13 protein-coding genes and 1 pseudogene are annotated in these 16,192 nt (G+C 73.0%); 4 read left to right on the top strand and 10 right to left on the bottom strand.

All coding sequences use genetic code 11. The annotated features are described in order from the left end of the window. Window positions 1-28: 28 nt before the first annotated feature. Window positions 29-415 carry a response regulator gene (locus CP968_RS01015; RefSeq protein ID WP_150516183.1) on the top strand — a complete coding sequence of 129 codons (387 nt, stop codon included), beginning with the start codon at window positions 29-31 and terminating at the stop codon, window positions 413-415. Between the two features lie 39 nt (window positions 416-454). On the opposite strand, the gene cynR is transcribed toward CP968_RS01015, so the two are convergent. Further along, on the bottom strand, window positions 455-1,366 hold the full coding sequence (cynR, locus tag CP968_RS01020; RefSeq protein ID WP_150516184.1) for a transcriptional regulator CynR: 912 nt from the start codon (window positions 1,364-1,366) through the stop codon (window positions 455-457). Between the two features lie 122 nt (window positions 1,367-1,488). Here cynR and CP968_RS01025 point away from each other — a divergent pair, with 122 nt between their 5' ends. Beyond that, a complete protein-coding gene (locus CP968_RS01025) occupies window positions 1,489-2,109 on the top strand; it encodes a carbonic anhydrase (protein WP_150516185.1) in 621 nt (206 codons plus the stop codon). An 82-nt stretch (window positions 2,110-2,191) separates the two neighbouring features. Further along, window positions 2,192-2,662 (top strand): cyanase, encoded by a 471-nt coding sequence (cynS, locus tag CP968_RS01030; RefSeq protein ID WP_150516186.1) that lies wholly within the window; start codon window positions 2,192-2,194, stop codon window positions 2,660-2,662. Window positions 2,663-2,876: 214 nt separating this feature from the next. Here the strand turns inward: cynS and CP968_RS01035 are convergent, their stop codons facing one another. From CP968_RS01035 to CP968_RS01055, 6 genes and pseudogenes are all read right to left on the bottom strand, one after another. Continuing rightward, window positions 2,877-3,287 (bottom strand): rodlin, encoded by a 411-nt coding sequence (locus CP968_RS01035; protein WP_150521624.1) that lies wholly within the window; start codon window positions 3,285-3,287, stop codon window positions 2,877-2,879. A 114-nt stretch (window positions 3,288-3,401) separates the two neighbouring features. Next, the gene (gene hemC, locus CP968_RS01040) at window positions 3,402-4,361 is read right to left on the bottom strand and encodes a hydroxymethylbilane synthase (RefSeq protein WP_229886798.1); all 960 of its coding nucleotides are present in this window, start codon (window positions 4,359-4,361) and stop codon (window positions 3,402-3,404) included. 225 nt (window positions 4,362-4,586) lie between these two features. Beyond that, window positions 4,587-4,721 (bottom strand): annotated as a pseudogene (locus CP968_RS35495) (ATP-binding cassette domain-containing protein); the annotation flags it as partial. A 303-nt stretch (window positions 4,722-5,024) separates the two neighbouring features. Beyond that, window positions 5,025-5,306: a hypothetical protein gene (locus tag CP968_RS35500; RefSeq protein ID WP_306419935.1), complete on the bottom strand. Its 282-nt coding sequence runs from the start codon at window positions 5,304-5,306 to the stop codon at window positions 5,025-5,027. 108 nt (window positions 5,307-5,414) lie between these two features. Then, window positions 5,415-7,385: a hypothetical protein gene (locus tag CP968_RS01050; RefSeq protein ID WP_150516187.1), complete on the bottom strand. Its 1,971-nt coding sequence runs from the start codon at window positions 7,383-7,385 to the stop codon at window positions 5,415-5,417. Between the two features lie 219 nt (window positions 7,386-7,604). Further along, window positions 7,605-9,236, bottom strand: coding sequence for a WxL domain-containing protein (locus CP968_RS01055; RefSeq protein ID WP_150516188.1), 1,632 nt, complete (start codon window positions 9,234-9,236; stop codon window positions 7,605-7,607). A 484-nt stretch (window positions 9,237-9,720) separates the two neighbouring features. Here CP968_RS01055 and CP968_RS01060 point away from each other — a divergent pair, with 484 nt between their 5' ends. Continuing rightward, a complete protein-coding gene (locus CP968_RS01060; protein WP_150516189.1) occupies window positions 9,721-10,242 on the top strand; it encodes a hypothetical protein in 522 nt (173 codons plus the stop codon). A 133-nt stretch (window positions 10,243-10,375) separates the two neighbouring features. On the opposite strand, the gene CP968_RS01065 is transcribed toward CP968_RS01060, so the two are convergent. From CP968_RS01065 to CP968_RS01075, 3 genes are all read right to left on the bottom strand, one after another. Continuing rightward, a complete protein-coding gene (locus tag CP968_RS01065) occupies window positions 10,376-11,059 on the bottom strand; it encodes a DUF4230 domain-containing protein (RefSeq protein WP_150516190.1) in 684 nt (227 codons plus the stop codon). 51 nt (window positions 11,060-11,110) lie between these two features. Beyond that, window positions 11,111-12,283 (bottom strand): serine hydrolase domain-containing protein, encoded by a 1,173-nt coding sequence (locus CP968_RS01070; RefSeq protein WP_150521626.1) that lies wholly within the window; start codon window positions 12,281-12,283, stop codon window positions 11,111-11,113. Between the two features lie 330 nt (window positions 12,284-12,613). After that, complete coding sequence (locus CP968_RS01075; protein ID WP_150516191.1) at window positions 12,614-16,051, bottom strand: phosphocholine-specific phospholipase C; 3,438 nt, start codon at window positions 16,049-16,051, stop codon at window positions 12,614-12,616. Window positions 16,052-16,192: the final 141 nt, after the last annotated feature.

Consider the following 16,192-nt stretch of genomic DNA (forward strand, 5'->3'; position numbering starts at 1 on the left):
CCACGGCAGGCAGAGGAACAGGAACACCATGAGCGGCACGCCCCCAGTCAAGATCCTCCTCGTGGCGAAGGACCGCACCCTGCGCACCCTCCTGGAGCGGCTGCTCGTGGGCCGGGGGTTCGCCGTGGTCGACGGCGGCACCGGCGCGGACACCGTCGCCCTGCTCGCCAGCGAGAGCCCCGTCGGTCTGGTGGTCTGCGAGCGCACCGGCCCCGGGCTGGACGAGGTCGCGCTCTTCGAGGAGATCCGCCGCGACCCCGCCCACGGGCGCGTCCCCATCCTCGCCCTGCCCCCGGCGGACCCGGAGTGCACGGCGCGCGCCCTGGAGGCCGGGGTGGACGACTGCCTCGCCAAGCCCTTCCACCCGACGGAGTTCCTGGCCCGCACGGAGCGGCTCGCCCGCCCGGCGTCCTGACCGTCGCGCGGGGTCCCGCACGGGCGGGTCCGTCGCCCCTCAGGCCGGCCGGTAGCCGCGGCTGCGGACCAGCTCACGGGCGAGGGCGGTGAACGCGCGGGCCGCCGCGCTCTCGTACGCGCCCGTGCGCCGCAGCAGGGTGACGGCACGGGACGGCAGCGGTGGCTCCAGGGGGATCGGCCGCAGCTGCGGGTGGTCGTCGGTGACGGCGTCCGGGAGGACCGTGGCCAGCGGGGTGCGCCGGACGATCTCGGTGAGCGCCTGTACGGAGTTGGCCTCGACGGCGATGTGCGGGCGCACGCCGTGGGCGGCGAGGTACGCGTCGACGTGCGCCCGGGTGGCGAAGTCCCCGCTGAGCAGGGCGAGTCGGCGCCCCGCGAGCTCGCGCACGGGCAGCGGCGCTGCGGGAACGGCGTCGGCGCGGTCCGCGTCGGCCGCCGTGACGAGGCCGAGGGTCTCCGTGAACAGCGGCTCGGCCGCGATGCCCGGCGGGTGGGGCCCGCCGAAGGCGATGCCCAGGTCGTGGTCGTCGGCGAGGAGCCCCGCTTCGATGCGGTCCTGCGGCATCTCGCGGACGTCGACGGTGATGCCGGGGTGGGCGCGCTGCAGCGCGGCGAGGAGGGGGCCCGTGAGGTACGCGGTGAACGTGGGGGTGAGGGCCAGCCGCAGCCGCCCGCGGGAGAGGTCCGCGAGGTCCAGGACGGCCCGTTCCGCCGCCGCGAGGTCCCGCAGCGCACCGCGCGCGTACTGGACGTAGGTGGCTCCGGCGTCGGTGAGCCGGACGGCGCGGCCCGTCCGGTCCAACAGCTGTGCTCCCACGGCCCGTTCGAGCTGCTTCACCTGCTGCGAGAGGGTCGGCTGGGAGATCCGCAGCTCTTCGGCGGCGCGGGTGAAGCTGCCGTGTTCGGCGACCGCGATCAGATAGCGGAGGTGACGCAGTTCCGGGGCCATCCCCTCACTATAGATGAAACCAATGCAAGACATCGATATTGCGCCTTGGACACAATAGATGCAGCTCATGCATGGTGGAACACGTCAAGCCCCACGGGGCGGATCCCACAGAGGGAGTGACCATGCACGATCTTTCGGACGGCGCCCTGTCGGACGGCGTCGCACGCTTCCAGCGGGAGGTCTTCCCGGCCAAGGCGCGGCTCTACGCCGAGCTGGCCGGCACGCACCGCCCCGCCACCCTGTTCATCGGCTGCTCCGACGCCCGCGTGGTGCCGGAGCTGATCACCCAGAGCGAGCCCGGTGAGCTGTTCGTCATCCGGACCGCCGGCAATCTCGTCCCGGCCTACGCCCCCGTCCCGGACGGGGTGACGGCGAGCATCGAGTACGCCGTCGCGGTGCTCGGCGTCACCGGCATCGTGGTCTGCGGGCACTCCGCCTGCGGGGCGATGACCGCGCTGGCCGAGGGGACGGACCTGAGCGGCGCCGCGTCGGTCGCCGGCTGGCTGCGGCACGCCGACGCCTCGGTGGCCCGTACCGCCGGGACGGGTCCGGACCGGGTGGCGGCGCTGGTCCGCGAGAACGTCCGCGCCCAGCTGGCCAACCTGGCCACGCACCCCTCGGTCGCCCGCGCCCTCGCCGCGGGGGCAATCACCCTGCGCGGCTGGGTCTACGACATCCCGACGGGCGACGTGGCGGAAGTCGGCGCGTCCGCCGCGCCCACGCCCGCCCCCGCCTCGGCCTGAGCCGGCGCGGCCCCGGTCCCCGATGCCCGACCCCCGCCCCGTCCCACACCCGTCCCACCCGTCCCGGAAGGACCCCTCCCCCATGCTGCACGCCCAGTTCGACCCCACCGCCCGCCAGGACCTCGCCGTCGCCGTCGTCGACGCCAAGACCCGCCGGGACCTCTCCTGGCAGGAGCTGGCGGACGTGACCGGTCTCTCGGTCGCCTTCGTCACCGCCGCCCTGCTGGGCCAGCACGCCCTGCCGGAGTCCGCCGCCCGGCCGGTCGCCGCGCTGCTCGGCCTCGACGAGGACGCCGTCCGGCTGCTGCAGACGGTTCCCACCCGCGGCTCGATCCCGGGCGGCATCCCGACGGACCCGACCATCTACCGCTTCCACGAGATGCTCCAGGTCTACGGGACCACGCTGAAGGCCCTGGTGCACGAGCAGTTCGGCGACGGCATCATCAGCGCGATCAACTTCAAGCTCGACGTGCGCAAGGTCGCCGACCCCGACGGCGGCGAGCGCGCCGTCATCACCCTCGACGGCAAGTACCTGCCGACGAAGCCCTTCTGAGCCGTCCGCACCCGCGCACACACGACAGAGCCTCCCGACCCCCGAAGGGGTGGGGAGGCTCCGTGCTGTGCCCGTCGGTGCCCGTGGTGACGGCCTCGCGGCCCTCGCACGCCTGCGGAGGAACCGGACCCGCGAGGAGTCCGGGTGGAACAAGCCGGGGCCCCGTGGGCACTCGCGCAGGCGTCGGAGGCCCCGGCTCGCAGAGGGGACTGCGTCAGCTGCCGGCGGAGACGTTGCCCGACAGGACCGGGATGTTGTCGAGGATGTGCGAGAGCGGCTCGTCACCCTTGGCCTGGGTGGAGTTCTCGGTGCACTGCTGGTTCTGCGGGTTGGACAGGACGTTGATGTCCTGGACGCCGACGTTGACCAGGGCGACCAGCGACTGGGCGTTGACCTTCGCCGGGAGGCCGATGCAGGGCTTGTTCAGGGTGCCCTGGACGAGGCCGAGCTGCGGGCTCTGGTCACCGGAGGTCTTCTGGTTGCCGTAGATCTGCTGGGCGCCGTTGCCGTTGACCGTGTTGACGCCGTTGTCGTTGCCGATGGCCATGGCCGGGGCGGCAACGGCGGCGGCGACGCCCAGGATCGAGGCGGAGGCGGCGGCGGTGGCCATCATCTTCTTAATCATCATCAGGTCTTCCTGTTGCACGAGTGCATGGTGGTGAGCGTCTTGATCAACGCCCGGGCCCGGCACAGGTTCCGCCGGTTCACCCGATCAGCCTCTTCTGCTTCCGGGCCCCCGTCACGGCCGGCCGTCGAGCCACCGGGCGGCCCCGTCCCGCAGGAGCCGCTCTCCGGCCTCCCGGCCGAGGTCGGCGGCCCGGTCGGCCGCGCCCGACGCGGTCGCCCGGAGCGCGCCCGCCCCGCCCGGGTCGAGGACCGCCGCGCGGACGGTGAGCAGCGCCGTCCGGGGGTCGAGGGAGGCGTGGACGGAGGCTGCGGTGAGGCATCCGCCTCCCAGGGCCGCCAAGGCGGCCCGTTCGGCGTCGAGGAGGGCGTGGGTGGGGGCGTCGGTGAGCGGGGCGAGCAGGTCCCGGGTCGCCTTGTCGTCGCCGCGGTGCTCGATGACGACGATTCCGGCGCCGGAGGCCGGCAGCCACCGCGCGGGGTCGAGGACCTCCGACACCCGGCCGGTGAGGCCGAGTCGGCCGAGGCCGGCCAGGGCGGCGATCATGGCGTCGACGCCGAGGGCGCCGGAGTCCAGCCGGGCGAGGCGGCTGTCTGCGTTCCCGCGGATCGGGACCGGCAGCAACGCCGGGTACAGCGCCTTGAGGAGGGCCGCGCGGCGCGGCGCGCTGGTCCCGACACGGCTGCCCCGCGGCAGGTCGGCGAGGGTGGCGGGCGGGTGGCCGGCCGGGAGCACCAGGACGTCGCGCACGTCCTCGCGGGGCAGGACCGCGCCGACGGCGATGCCCGGTTCCCGGTCGTGGGGGCCCGGGACGTCCTTGGCGCAGGCGATCGCCATGTCGACCTCCCCGGCCAGCAGCCGCCGGTCCGCCGTGCGCGTGAAGGCGCCCTTGCCGCCGATCCGGGACAGCGGTCCGACGTGGCGGTCCCCCTCGGAGACGACCTCGACGACGTCGAGGACCAGGTCCGGGTGGCATCGCCGGAACAACTCGGCGAAACGGCCGGTCTGTTCGAGGGCCATGGGGCTGGCCCTGGTGGCGAGCCGGACGTCTGGCGTCTCGATGGGCGTGTTCACGCTGCCTCCCTGGTATCGGCGGTGCGCCGGCGCCGCGTCAACGGCGCGAACGCCCGCTCGGTGACGGGCGCTTCGCGTGTGCGGCTTCGCGCCCTCGGCCCGGGGCGCCCGCGACGGCGGCCGGTCACGGGGGGTCCGGCGTGGCGATGCGCGCGGAGCCGTCGCGCGGGGCGGGCAGGGTGACCGCGAACGCGGCCGCCTGGACGAGTTGGGCGTTGCGTCGGCTCCGTCCCACCAGACGGTGCCGCCGCCGGCGTCGGGCAGGTACAGGCCGGCCAGCAGCTTGATCAGGGTGGACTTGCCGGAGCCGTTCTCGCCCACCAGGGCGATGACCCTGCCGATCCGGGCGGTCAGGGACACCTCGCGCAGGGTCGGCCGCGGGCGCTCGCCGGCACTGCCCGGGCAGGTGAAGGTGACGTTGTCGAAGCGGATCCCGCGCAGGCGCTCCGGGAGGGGCTCGCCGGTGGCCGGTGTCGCCCGCGCCGCGGCCTTCGCGCACAGGCGCTCGTAGTCCGCGACGAACAGGGACTCCTGGTGCAGGTCGGTGATCTGCAGGACGAGGCCGTCGAGGCCGGCCGCGGCGGCGGACCGCGAGGACGGCGGTGCCCGCGAGCGCGAGCCGCACGCTTCCGCCCCAGAGCAGCAGCCCGAGCGCCCCGTAGGTCAGCAGGGTCGCGAGTCGCCGGCGCCGTCGGCGATCAGTCCGATCCGGGCGGCCCTGCCGGCCAGCCGGGTCTGCTCGCGCTCACTGGTCTCGGCCATGTTCCGGAAGTGCCCGAGCAGGAAAGGACCGACCTCGTGCACACGGACCTCGGCGGCGGCGGCCTGCTGCGTCAGCAGTCGGCCCAGCAGGTGGCCGGCCCGTGCGTGCTGGACGAAGCCGTGGAAGGAGAGGTAGCGCTGTTTGGAGGTGGTCAGCGAGCTCCACGCGCTGGGCAGCGTCACGCCGAAACGCCGATGCCGGTACGGGACGTGCGCAGCACCGTGCCGGTCCGACCGTCCCGGGGTGGGGGCGGGCGGACCGGCACGGTGAGAGGGCCGGGTGGGCCGGGGTCAGAGGACGGTGAAGGCGCGTTGGACGGTCTTGCCGTTGATCAGGATCTCGCAGGCCCGCAGGGCCACCGTGGACGGGTCCTTGACCGTGAAGTTCAGGGCGAAGGTGCCGTCGAGGCCGATGATCCGGGTGACGTACGAGTCGGAGGTCTGCGAGCCGTCGGCCCGGCGGCCCGTGACCGCGACCGTGGCGACCGGGGCGAAGCCCGAGCCGGTGACCTGGACCACCGTGCCGGCCTTGCCGGAGTCGGGCGAGAGGGCGAAGCCCGCGGCGGGCGGCGGGGTGCCGGTCCCCACGGTGAAGGCGGCGACCGCGGTGCGCGGGTTGACCAGCACCTCCTTGACCCGGATCGCGGTGGTGGCCGGGTCGTTGACCGTGAAGGTCTGGGAGAAGGCGCCGTCGAGGCCCACGATCTTGGTCTTGGTGCCGTCCGAGGTGCCCGAGCCGTTCGCCTTGAGCCCGGTGATCGCGACGGTGGCGACCGGGGCGAAGCCCTGGCCCACGACGGTCACCTTGGTGCCGGCCGGTCCGTTGGAGGTGCTGAGGACGATGAAGTACTTGGCGACGGTGAGCGCCGCGGTCTGCGACACCCCGTTCGCCTGGACCTTGAGCAGGTAGGTCGCCTGCGGGGCGCCGGAGGCGACGGAGACGCTCCCCGCGAGTCTGCCGTCGCCCGCGACGGTCAGGGCGCTGGAGCCGATCAGGGCCGGGTCGCAGGCGCTGCCGTCGGCCGCGCAGAGCGAGGCCGTGGGAGCGGCTCCCGCGGGCCAGCCGGTGCCCGAGACCGTGAGGGTGCCGCCCGGCTTCACCTTGCCGGCGCCGGTGGTGAGGGTGGCCGCCGCCGCGGTGATGGTGAAGGGCCGGGTGAGGGTGGTGGCGGGGTCGCCGCCCTCGTCCGTCTGGACGGCGACGATGGCCGGGTCGCTGACGGTGAAGGCGCCGGAGAAGGTGCCGTCCGGGGTGGTCTTCACGTAGACCGCGGTGTCGTCCAGGGTGAGCCCGGCGGCGTCGAGGCCGACGATGTTGATCCACTGGTCCTGGCGGTGGTTGGTGCCGGAGACCGTGATGACGCTGCCGACCGGCCCCTGGTTCGGGGAGAGGGTGAAGGCGCGCGGTCCGGTGGGGGTGAAGGCCTTGACGGTCAGCGGCGCGGTGGCCTCCTTGGCTCCGTCGTTCACCTTGACCAGGTAGCTGCCGTCCGGGACCGTTCCGGCGCCCGCGAGGGTCGCCGTGCCGGTCAGCTGCTTGGCCGCGTTGATCGACAGGGTGCTGGAGGTGAACTTGCCGGGGTCGCAGCCGCCGCCGTTGGCGTCGCACAGCGCGGGCACCGGGGTGCCGCCCGGGGTCCACAGTTCGCCGCTCAGCGGGACGGAGGTGCTCGGCCGGACCGTGCCGCCGGGGGCCGTGAGCGTGGCCGGGACGCCGGCGGTGCCCTGAGCGGTGACGGTGCCGACGCTGCCGCCGCCCGCCGTCACGTCGCACGGGGTCTGGTAGGTCGAGCCGAGGACCTTGGTCTGGGTGAGGGTGCGGATCGGCGCGAAGGAGATCGGGCCGCTCGCGTTGACCGGGATGAGGAAGTCGCCCTCGTACGGGGGGATCAGGATCGGCGTGTTGGCCGGCACGTTCATGGTGATCTCGGGTCCGCGCACCGTGACCGTACCGGTGGCTCCGCCGGACATCGCGAGGTCGAGGGAGGGCGTGGTCGGCACGTTCGACAGGGAGATGCCGCTGGTCGCGGGCGATCCGCCGAGCGTGACCTTGGCGTGGACGCTGCCGCCGGGGTCGACGATGGACGGGCTCAGCTCGACCGTCATGGACTGGGGGCCCGTCGCCTCGCCCTGACCGGCGGGCAGTGAGCAGTGCACCGTGGGGGTGACCGTGCCGGCCTGGGCGGCGGGTGCGGCGACGAGCCCGAGTCCCGTTATGGAGACGGCGAGCAGCGCCGGCGTCGACACCCATCGGTGTGTCATCAGTCTTCGTCGTGAAAACACTTGACTCCCATTCATCACTGAGATCCGGGATGGCATTTCACCGATTCACGGCACGGGACATTGAGGCGGCTGGAACGGAACAAGTCAATAGCATTCCGAATACGATCTGACGCGACGTCAGTTGACATTATCGAGATAAACGTCCGGCCGGTCGCCGCCCAAAGGCGGGGACCGGCCGGACCTCCTGCGGCCGCTCGGCTACGAGAGCGACAGGGTGAGCAGCGCCGTGTAGCTGCCCGGCTGGGCGGTACCCGGCAGCTGGAGGACCAGCGCCGCGTCGGCGTCGTAGTTGCCGCCGAGGGACGCGCGGGAGCCGTCCGTGGCCACCGAGCACAGGGCGGCCGGGGCGTTGCCCAGGCGCGCGGGCGGACCCGCCACCGGCGTCGCGGAGCTGCCCCCCTGGGCGGCGCAGGCCGGAGCCCAGGTCACCATGGAGGCGGAGAGGGAGGCTCCGGCGGCGGTGGTGAAGTCGCTCATGGTTCCGGTGAGCGACCAGCCCGTGTTGATGCCGCGGGCGTCGTGGACGGTGACCTTGTTGAGCGCGCCGTTCAGGGTGTGCGGCGAGCCGTCGAGCGTGACCGAGCCGAAGTCGACGGAGTCGCCGGCCTGGGACATGGTCAGTGGACCGGGAAGCACGGACAGGTTCATCTTCTGGCCGCCGCTGCCGCCCGGACCTCCGCCGGTGGTGACGGTGAAGGGCCGGGACCGGACCGTGGCCGGGTCCCCGCCCTCGTCCGCCTGGATCGACACGAGGGCCGGGTCGGTCACGGTGAACGCGGTGCTGAAGGTTCCGTCCGAGTCGCTCTTGGGATAGACGGCGGTGTCGTCCAGGGTCACTCCGTCGGCGTTCACGCCGACGACGTTGATCCACTGGTCCGGCCGGTAGTTCTTGCCGGAGACGGTGACGACGGTGCCGACGGGTCCGCTGGAGGCCGAGAGGGTGAGCTCGCGCTCCCCGGCCGCCACGGCCTTGACCGTCAGGGGCGCCGTGGCCTCCTTGGTCCCGTCGTTCACCTTCACCAGGTAGTCGCCGTCGGGCACCTGGGTGGCCGGGGCGAGGGTCGCCGTCCCGGACAGGCCGCCATAGGAGTCGATGGCAAGGGAGTTGGCGGCGAACTTCTCCGTGTCGCAGCCGGCGCCGCTGGTGTCGCAGAGCGACGGGACCGCTTCCCCGCCCTGGGTCCAGCCGGACCCGGTGAGCGCGACCGCCGTGTTCGGGCGGACGGGCTCGGACGGCGCGCCCAGCACAGCGGGCGGGCCGCCGCTGCCCTGGACGTCCACCGTGCCCACCGAGCCGGCTCCGGCGGTGACCACGCACGGGGTCTCGTACGACCCGCCGAGCACCTTGGTACGGGTCAGCGTCCGCAGCGGGGTGAACTCGACCGGCCCCGACGCGGTCAGCGGGACGATGAAGTCCCCTTCGTAGGGCGGGATCACGATGTGCTCCCCCGCGACGATGTCCACCGGGACCTCGGGGCCGGTGACGGTCGCGGTGCCGGTGGCGCCGCCGGACATCGCCAGGTCGATGCTCGGGGTGGTGGGCACCTGGGTGATGGAGAACGCGCTGGTCGCGGGGCTCGGTCCGAGGGTGACCTTGGCGTGCACCTTCCCGCCGGGCGCCACCGTCGCCGGGGTGAGTTCCACGGTCATCTGCTGGGCGCCGGTCGCCTCGCCCTGCCCGGCCGGCAGGACGCAGTGCACGGTCGGCGTGGTCGTGCCCGCCGTTCCTGCGGGGACGGCCTGGGCCGCCGCACCGCAGCTCAGCACCAGGAGCAGCGCGCTCGCCCCCACCACCGGGCGGTGCGGTATGCGTCTACGTTGTCGAAACACCTGACTCCTTCTCCTTGCCCCGGGCAAGCCGCCGGGCCGGTGCACCGGGGCGCGCACGGAACGCTGCGGACGCCACGGGGTACCGGCTCGATGATCCAATTGTCGAATGATTCAGAACATTGAGAAGGCGGGCACCGAAGAAGTCAAGAGAAGGAATATCGCGGACTGACGGGACATCACGTCGATCAGGATTCCGCACGGTGATACCGGGCCGGGCGACCGATTATCGTTCGGCTTTCTTCCCGTGCACGGCTGTTGACTGTTCGGATGATCGTGGCTTCACTACGACTCGACGTCCTGACCCCGGCACGATGCGCCGTGGTACGAGGACACCCGACAGCACATGGGTGTTTACCGCCCGGCACATCTCGGGACTTCCGGTCCCCGGTTCCGGTTCGTGGCTTGCGGGGCGAAGTCGGCCCGGCCACGGATCCGCACGCGGCTATGCCCCTGCGCACCACCGCTCGGAAGGAGCACCACCGGTATGAGACCCTCACGATTCGCCGGCCTGGCCGTACTGGCCACGGCGGGCGCGCTCACGGCGACGTTCGCCCTGTCCTCCTCGGCGGTCGCCGTGGCCCCGGCCACCGCGACCGCGACGTACAACTGCGGGAGCTGGGGCACCGGGCTCGGCACGCTCACCGCGACCGACTCCGGCGGGGTGAAGAAGATCAAGCTCACCTCGACGGCCATCACGATGCCGATCGGCAGCAGCGCCGATCCGAACAGCATCACGACGACCCTCAAGACGAAGAAGAACGACGGCACCGAGGTCGACTTCTCCGGCAAGGTGAATCCGGCGATGACCGGCCCCAACCCGATCACCCTGGGCGCGGTGCCGCTGAGCAGTGGTTCCCTGGCGACCGGCAACACCACCAACTCGTGGCTGCTGACCGGTACGCCCAGTGCGACCAACTGGTCGCTGAGGATCGTCACGTCCTCGCCGACCGTGGCGACGGTCTACTGCATCGCCACGACCAACCAGTCCTCCGCCTTCACCTGGTAGCACCGCGGCGGACTTCCGGGCGGCGGCCCGCCGCCGCCCGGGAATCCGGTCTCGGACGCACGCACCGGACGTGCGATGTCTCGCGTGCGATGCCCGGCGAGCGATGACCGGCATGCGATGTCCGGCGTACGAGTCAGGCGTACGCGATGGTCACCGTGGTGAAACCGAGGGAGCGCAACAGCCCCTCCAGCATCGAGGCGGTGTTCTTCTCGGCGCGCTCGGTGAGCCCGCTGTCGCGGGCGGCCGTGGCGATGTTGGCGACGGCGATCTTCTGCACGGCCTGCTCGCCGCCCGGATTGCCGGAGAAGAAGTCGCCGAGGCGGTCCAGCAGGCCCCGCTCCTTCGACACCGCGTAGGAGCGGTTCGGGTCGAGGGCCGGGTCCCCGAGTGCGGCGTGCGGCAGGGTGAGCCGGGCCGTGGTGCGGTCCGCGTTCACGGTGACGCTCCGCTCGTCGAGCCGGCCGAGGTCCACGTAGGCGCTGACCGTGCCGGCGCCCACGTACAGGGTGCGGGTGCCGCGGATGGCGTCGGGCAGCAGCTTGGCGTCCTTCTCCAGGTCGACGATCACCTGGTAGTTGCCGGCCGCACCCTCGTAACGGCTCATGTCCTGGATGGACTTGAGGACGGCGGGACCGGTGCGGTCCCGGGTGGTCGAGCCGAAGACGTCGCCCAGGCCGGGGAGCAGGCCGAGGGGACCCGTGACGATGACGAGCACGGCGGCGAGGGCGAGCAGCCCCGCCGCGAACCACACCGGACGGCGGGAGCCCGAGCCTCCCGACTTCCCTGATTCCTCGGGTCTTTGCACGGAATTCTGCATGGCCTACGGATGCCCGGTGCGGGCCCCGTCATCCCCGGAACCGCGGAACGCTCACGCCCGTTCGGCCGCCGCCAGCGCCCAGAACTGCCGCATGGGTTCGGGTGAGGAGGGGCCGGCCAGTTCCCGCTGGGTCAGCAGGAGGGTGACGGTGCCGGTGGCGGGGACGATGTGCGCGGCGGTGCCGGTGCCGCCCATCCAGCCGTAGCGGCCGGACACGTTCCAGGGTTCGAGGGGCGCGATGTCGACGCTGCCGCCGAATCCCCAGCCCTGGCCCTCCAGGAAGAGGGCGCCCGCTTCGCGCTGCGGCGCGGTCAGGTGGTCGGTGGTCATCTGCCGTACGGAGTCGGCCGACAGCAGCCGGCCGCCCGGGTACGCGCCCCCGCCGAGCAGCATCCGGCCGAAGGCGTACCAGTCGTCGGCGGTGGAGACGAGCCCGCCCGTCGCCGAGGGGAACGCGGGTGGGGTGGACCACTGCCCGTCGGGCCCGTCGACGAGGTGCAGGGCCGCGCCGTCCGGTGATCCGGCGTCCGGGGCGGCCCGGTAGTACGAGGCGAACCGGTGGCGCTGCGCGGGCGGTACGGCGAACGCGGTGTCGCGCATCCCGAGGGGTTCGAAGAGCCGCTCGGCCAGGAGGTCGGTCAGCGGCTGCCCGGCGGCGCGGGCGAGCAGGACGCCGAGGATGTCGGAGCAGGTGTTGTACAGCCAGGCCCGGCCGGGCTGGTGGAGGAGCGGAATGCGGGCGAGGGCGGCCATCCACGCGTCGGGCGCGGCGATCTCCTGGGGCTCCGGCGGCCCCTGCCGGAGTTCGCTGAACAGGAGCCGCACGGCGGGCAGCGAGAAGTCCGCGGGGAAGCCGTAGCCGGCCCGGAAGGTGAGCAGGTCCTCGACGGTGATCGGGCGCTGCGCGGGGACCACGTCCTCGACGGGCGAGGCGGGCGTACGGACGACCACGGGTGCGGCGAGCTCGGGCAGCCAGCGCGCCACGGGGGCGTCGAGCGCGAGCAGCCCGTCCTCGATCAGCATCATCGTGGCGGCCGCGGTGACCGGTTTGGTGAGGGAGGCGATGCGGAAGAGGGTGTCGCGGGCCATGGGTGCGGTGCCCTCCGTGTCGAGGGAGCCGACGGCCGCCACCTCGGCCCGGTCGCCGCGGGCGATCAGCGCGACGGCGCCGGGCAGGTATCCGCTGTCCACGTGTGCCTGGAGGAGGCCGTGCAGGTCGCTCATGGTCACCGTCTCGCTTCTCGTCCGGGTCTCGTCCGTGCGCGCACGGGCAGGCCGTGGGCTCGTAGGAGAAGACTGCTGGCGAACGGCGGATTCATCGGTCCGACGCGGCCGGGAGCGGGACGGACGGGCGGGGGCCGGGCCGGACGGCCGGTGATGACCCGTATGAAGGCAGCCGAGAGGGCGGCGGTCCGGTGGAGGGTGTCCGGAGGGGTTCGGGGGCGCGGTCGGCGGGGGCGTGACGCGCGGGCGCCGCCCCTCCCGGAGGGAGGTCCGGGAGGGGCGGCGTTCAGGAGGTGCCCGGCCCCGTGGGGTCGGGCACCCGGGGCGGGATCAGGCGTCGATGACGGGCGTGCTGCCCAGCCTGATGTTGTCCACGGCCCAGAACCAGTTGTTGCCCGCGTGGTGGATCCGGAAGTTGACCTTCGCCGACGTCGCTCCGGACGGCACCGGGATGGAAGAGGTCACCAGGCGGTTCTGCTGGTCCCGGCCCGCATTGGTGTTCCCCGACGTCGCGCTGGAGTAGTTCAGTACGCGCGCGGTGACGCCGTTGTCGAACACGACGGTGACCTCGGCCTCCTGCGGACTCTCCTGGCGGTAGTGGGAGTCGAAGCCCAGGTGCAGCGTCGAGGTGCCCGGCGGGATCGCGACCGCGGGTGTGGTCAGTGTCGAGTCGAACGTGCCGCGGCCGGAGGGGCTGCCCGTGTCGTCCCAGTCGTCCGGGTCGGCGACGGCGACGATGCCGAGGGAGCGGTCGAACGCGGGACGTTCCTGGCCCGCCGGGAACCAGAACTGCCGGGAGAGGAACGTCCAGCCGTTCAGCTCCTTCGTGCCCTGGGGCATGGCCGGCGCGTTGGTGACGGTCCAGCCCTGGGGGGCGGTGCGTGTCCATCCCAGCAGGCCGGGCCGGCTCAGGTCGGCGGCCGGAGCCAGTTGCCCGGCGACGGACTCGAAGTCCTCGGCGAGCAGGTAGCCGGTCATGACCGGCCCGATGCGGGTGGCGAGGGATTCGGTCCGCTCCACCCGGCCGCTGGCCGAACTCGCGCCGATGGTCGCCTTCAGCGTCGCGGAGGTCCGGGCCGCCGCGGCCGGAGCCACGACGTCCCATACGACCTTGACCGAGGTGCGGGCCGGCACCGAGGCGGGGGTGCCGGGGGCCGGGGTCGCGCGCCAGCCGTCCGGTACGGCGAGCGAGGCCGTCAGGGCCGTGAGTGCCTTGCTCCCGGCGTTGGTCACGGTCGCGGTCACCGCGAGCGGCTTGCCGGGCGACAGGACGCAACCGTCCGTGGCGGGTGAACTCGCCGGGGCGGTCAGGGACGTGCTCACCGCCGGGGCGACGTCGGCCCGTACCCGGGCGTCCGCGACCCGCAGCAGCCCCGAGCCCTCGGCGCGCGTGGTGACGAGCAGGGTGGCGGCCAGGGCGGTGGCGGCCGGGGTGACGGTGAAGCGGACGTCGGCGGAGCCGCCCTCGGGCAGGCTCTTCGGGACGGGTCCGGAGGGCTTCACCGTCCAGCCCGCGGGGGCGGCCAGGGCGACCTGGAGGTCGCGCAGCCGGCCCGCGCCCTGGTTGCGGATGCCGACGACGACCTCGCCCGGGCTGCCCTGCACCAGCGGCGCGGTCAGCGGGGGCAGCGGCTTCGGCAGGGCGAGGGCCGCAGTCAGTGCCGGAGCGGTCCCGATGGCGGGGTCGGTGGTTGCCTGGGCGCCGTCGGCCGCGTGACCGGTCATGCGGCGCAGGAACCGGGGGTCGTCCGTGTCGACGACGACGATGTCGTACCAGCCGTGGCGGGCGAGCGGCACGGAGACGGTGCGCTTGCGGCCGGGCGCGAGCCGCACGGTCAGGACCCTGTCCTCGCCCCGGCGCGGATGCGCCGACTCCCCCACCAGGAGCGTCCGGGTCCGGCCGGACGGATTGGCGCACACGACGTCGACGCAGCGCTCACCGGCCCGCTCCACCACGTAGGCCTCGGCGCCCGCGCGGGCGCCGCGCAGCTCCCACAGCGACCAGCCCGGGCCGTGGACCTGGATGTCGTAGCCGTCGGCGCCCTGGGGGAACGTACCGGTCGCGCCGTCACGGCCGACGACGGTCCAGGTCCGGGGCGCGGTCCCGTCCCCCGGGTAGGCGGTGACCGCTGCGGCCCGGGAGCTGTGGTTGCCGACCCGCACCACCACCTCGGTGTCGGTGACGTCGGCGCGCAGCGAGAGGCGGTAGGGCGAGGGGCGCGTGGGCCGGACGCCCGTCTCCTGCGCGGGCAGCGCCTGCCGAGCGGGCGGTACCGGGTTCCAGCGGCCGATCGGCTTCGGTACCGGTCCCGGGTGCGTGACCTCGGGCTGGCGGTGCGCCCGGTCGAAGTCGAAGACGGAGGTCAGGTCGCCGAAGACGCTGCGGCGCCACGCGCTGATGTTGGGCTCCTGGACACCCGTCCACTTTTCCAGGAAACGGATCACGGAGGTGTGGTCGAAGGCCTCGGAGCTGACGAATCCGCCGACCGTCCAGGGCGAGACGACCGTCATCGGCACCCGGGGGCCGGGGCCCACGGGGCGGCCGCCGAACCAGTCGTCGCCGTCGCCGCTGTCGGGCCGGGGCGCGGTGGGCGAGGGCACGTGGTCGAAGTAGCCGTCGTTCTCGTCGAAGTTGATGAACAGGGCCGTCTTCGACCAGGTCTTCGGGTCGCTCGCGATGGCATCCAGCAGGTCGTAGACCAGACCCGCGCTGCCGACCGGTGTGGAGGAGCTGGGGTGCTCGGACAGGGCGGCCGTCGGCACCACCCAGCTCACCTTCGGGAGTGTCCCGTTGCGGATGTCGGCCTTGATGCGGGTGAGCAGGGTGCCCGGCTCGGACCGCTGGGCTCCGCGCAGGAAGAGCCGTCGCTCGTTCTCGGGCAGGGAGTCCACGCCCGTGCGGAAGCGTGCCAGCGCGGCCTCCCGCTCGGTGGCGCTCTTGTCCCAGAGCTTGTCGTAGAACTCCTCGGTGGTGGCGTAGGGGAACCCGGCCGCGGTGAGGATCTTGCTGCCGATCCGCTTCCAGGGCTTGAAGTACTCCACCGCGTTGTCCGTGAAGTTGTCCCACTCCTGGTAGATCTGCCACGAGACCCCGGCGGCCTCCAGGCGCTCCGGGTAGGTCGTCCAGTCGTAGCCTGCGTGGGTGTAGGAGTAGGCGGCGTTGGTGACGGCCCGGCTGCCGCCGCCCGGCTCGAAGCCGGTGGTGCCGGTCCACAGGTAGTTGCGGTTGGGGTTGGTGGACCCGAAGACGGAACAGAAGTAGGCGTCGCAGATGGTGAAGCGGTCGGCCAGTTCGTGCTGGAGGGGTATGTCCCGCCGGTCGTAGAAGGCCATCGTGCTCTGCCCCTTGGCCGCGATCCAGTCGTTCCACCACCCGTTCGCGCGGGCCTGGACTCCGTCGGCGAAGCCGTGGGGCAGCGATCCGAGGTACTGGATGTCGCTCTCGGATCGGCCTGCGTCGACCGCGGCCTTCCGGGCGGAGAAGGGCAGCACGGCGGGCCCGCCCGAGCGGGGCTGCTCGAAGACGCTGGCGCCGCCGGGCAGCCGCAGCGCCGTTCGGTCGCCGAAGCCGCGCACCCCCTTGAGCGTGCCGAAGTAGTTGTCGAAGGAACGATTCTCCTGCATCAGCACGATCACGTGCTCGATGCCGCGCAGACCACCGCGCGGCATCGGCGCGGCCATGGCCTGCAGGAGGGAGGGGGGCAGAACGGAGAGCGCGGAGCCACCGGCGAGGGTACCGAGGATCCTGCGACGGGAAATGTCGGGCATGCCCGGAGGCTATGGCGTCGCCTAGCGCACTCGAAACCCCATGCGCCCGGGATTCGCCCAGAGTTCACGCACCCGACGCGAGCGATTTCCGCAGGTCAACCCACTGATCGTCGACATCACGGCACAGAGCGGTCGGCCGGC

The organism is Streptomyces subrutilus, assembly GCF_008704535.1.
Lineage (GTDB): Bacteria > Actinomycetota > Actinomycetes > Streptomycetales > Streptomycetaceae > Streptomyces > Streptomyces subrutilus.

Excerpts from the sequence above, each read along its gene's own strand:
- CP968_RS01015 (WP_150516183.1), top strand. The coding sequence starts at position 29 with ATGAGCGGCACGCCCCCAGTCAAGATCCTCCTCGTGGCGAAGGACCGC.
- cynS (WP_150516186.1), top strand. The coding sequence starts at position 2,192 with ATGCTGCACGCCCAGTTCGACCCCACCGCCCGCCAGGACCTCGCCGTC.
- CP968_RS01070 (WP_150521626.1), bottom strand. The coding sequence starts at position 12,283 with ATGAGCGACCTGCACGGCCTCCTCCAGGCACACGTGGACAGCGGATAC.
- CP968_RS01075 (WP_150516191.1), bottom strand. The coding sequence starts at position 16,051 with ATGCCCGACATTTCCCGTCGCAGGATCCTCGGTACCCTCGCCGGTGGC.
- CP968_RS01025 (WP_150516185.1), top strand. The coding sequence starts at position 1,489 with ATGCACGATCTTTCGGACGGCGCCCTGTCGGACGGCGTCGCACGCTTC.
- CP968_RS01050 (WP_150516187.1), bottom strand. The coding sequence starts at position 7,385 with ATGACACACCGATGGGTGTCGACGCCGGCGCTGCTCGCCGTCTCCATA.
- cynR (WP_150516184.1), bottom strand. The coding sequence starts at position 1,366 with ATGGCCCCGGAACTGCGTCACCTCCGCTATCTGATCGCGGTCGCCGAA.
- CP968_RS01035 (WP_150521624.1), bottom strand. The coding sequence starts at position 3,287 with ATGATTAAGAAGATGATGGCCACCGCCGCCGCCTCCGCCTCGATCCTG.
- CP968_RS01065 (WP_150516190.1), bottom strand. The coding sequence starts at position 11,059 with ATGCAGAATTCCGTGCAAAGACCCGAGGAATCAGGGAAGTCGGGAGGC.
- CP968_RS01060 (WP_150516189.1), top strand. The coding sequence starts at position 9,721 with ATGAGACCCTCACGATTCGCCGGCCTGGCCGTACTGGCCACGGCGGGC.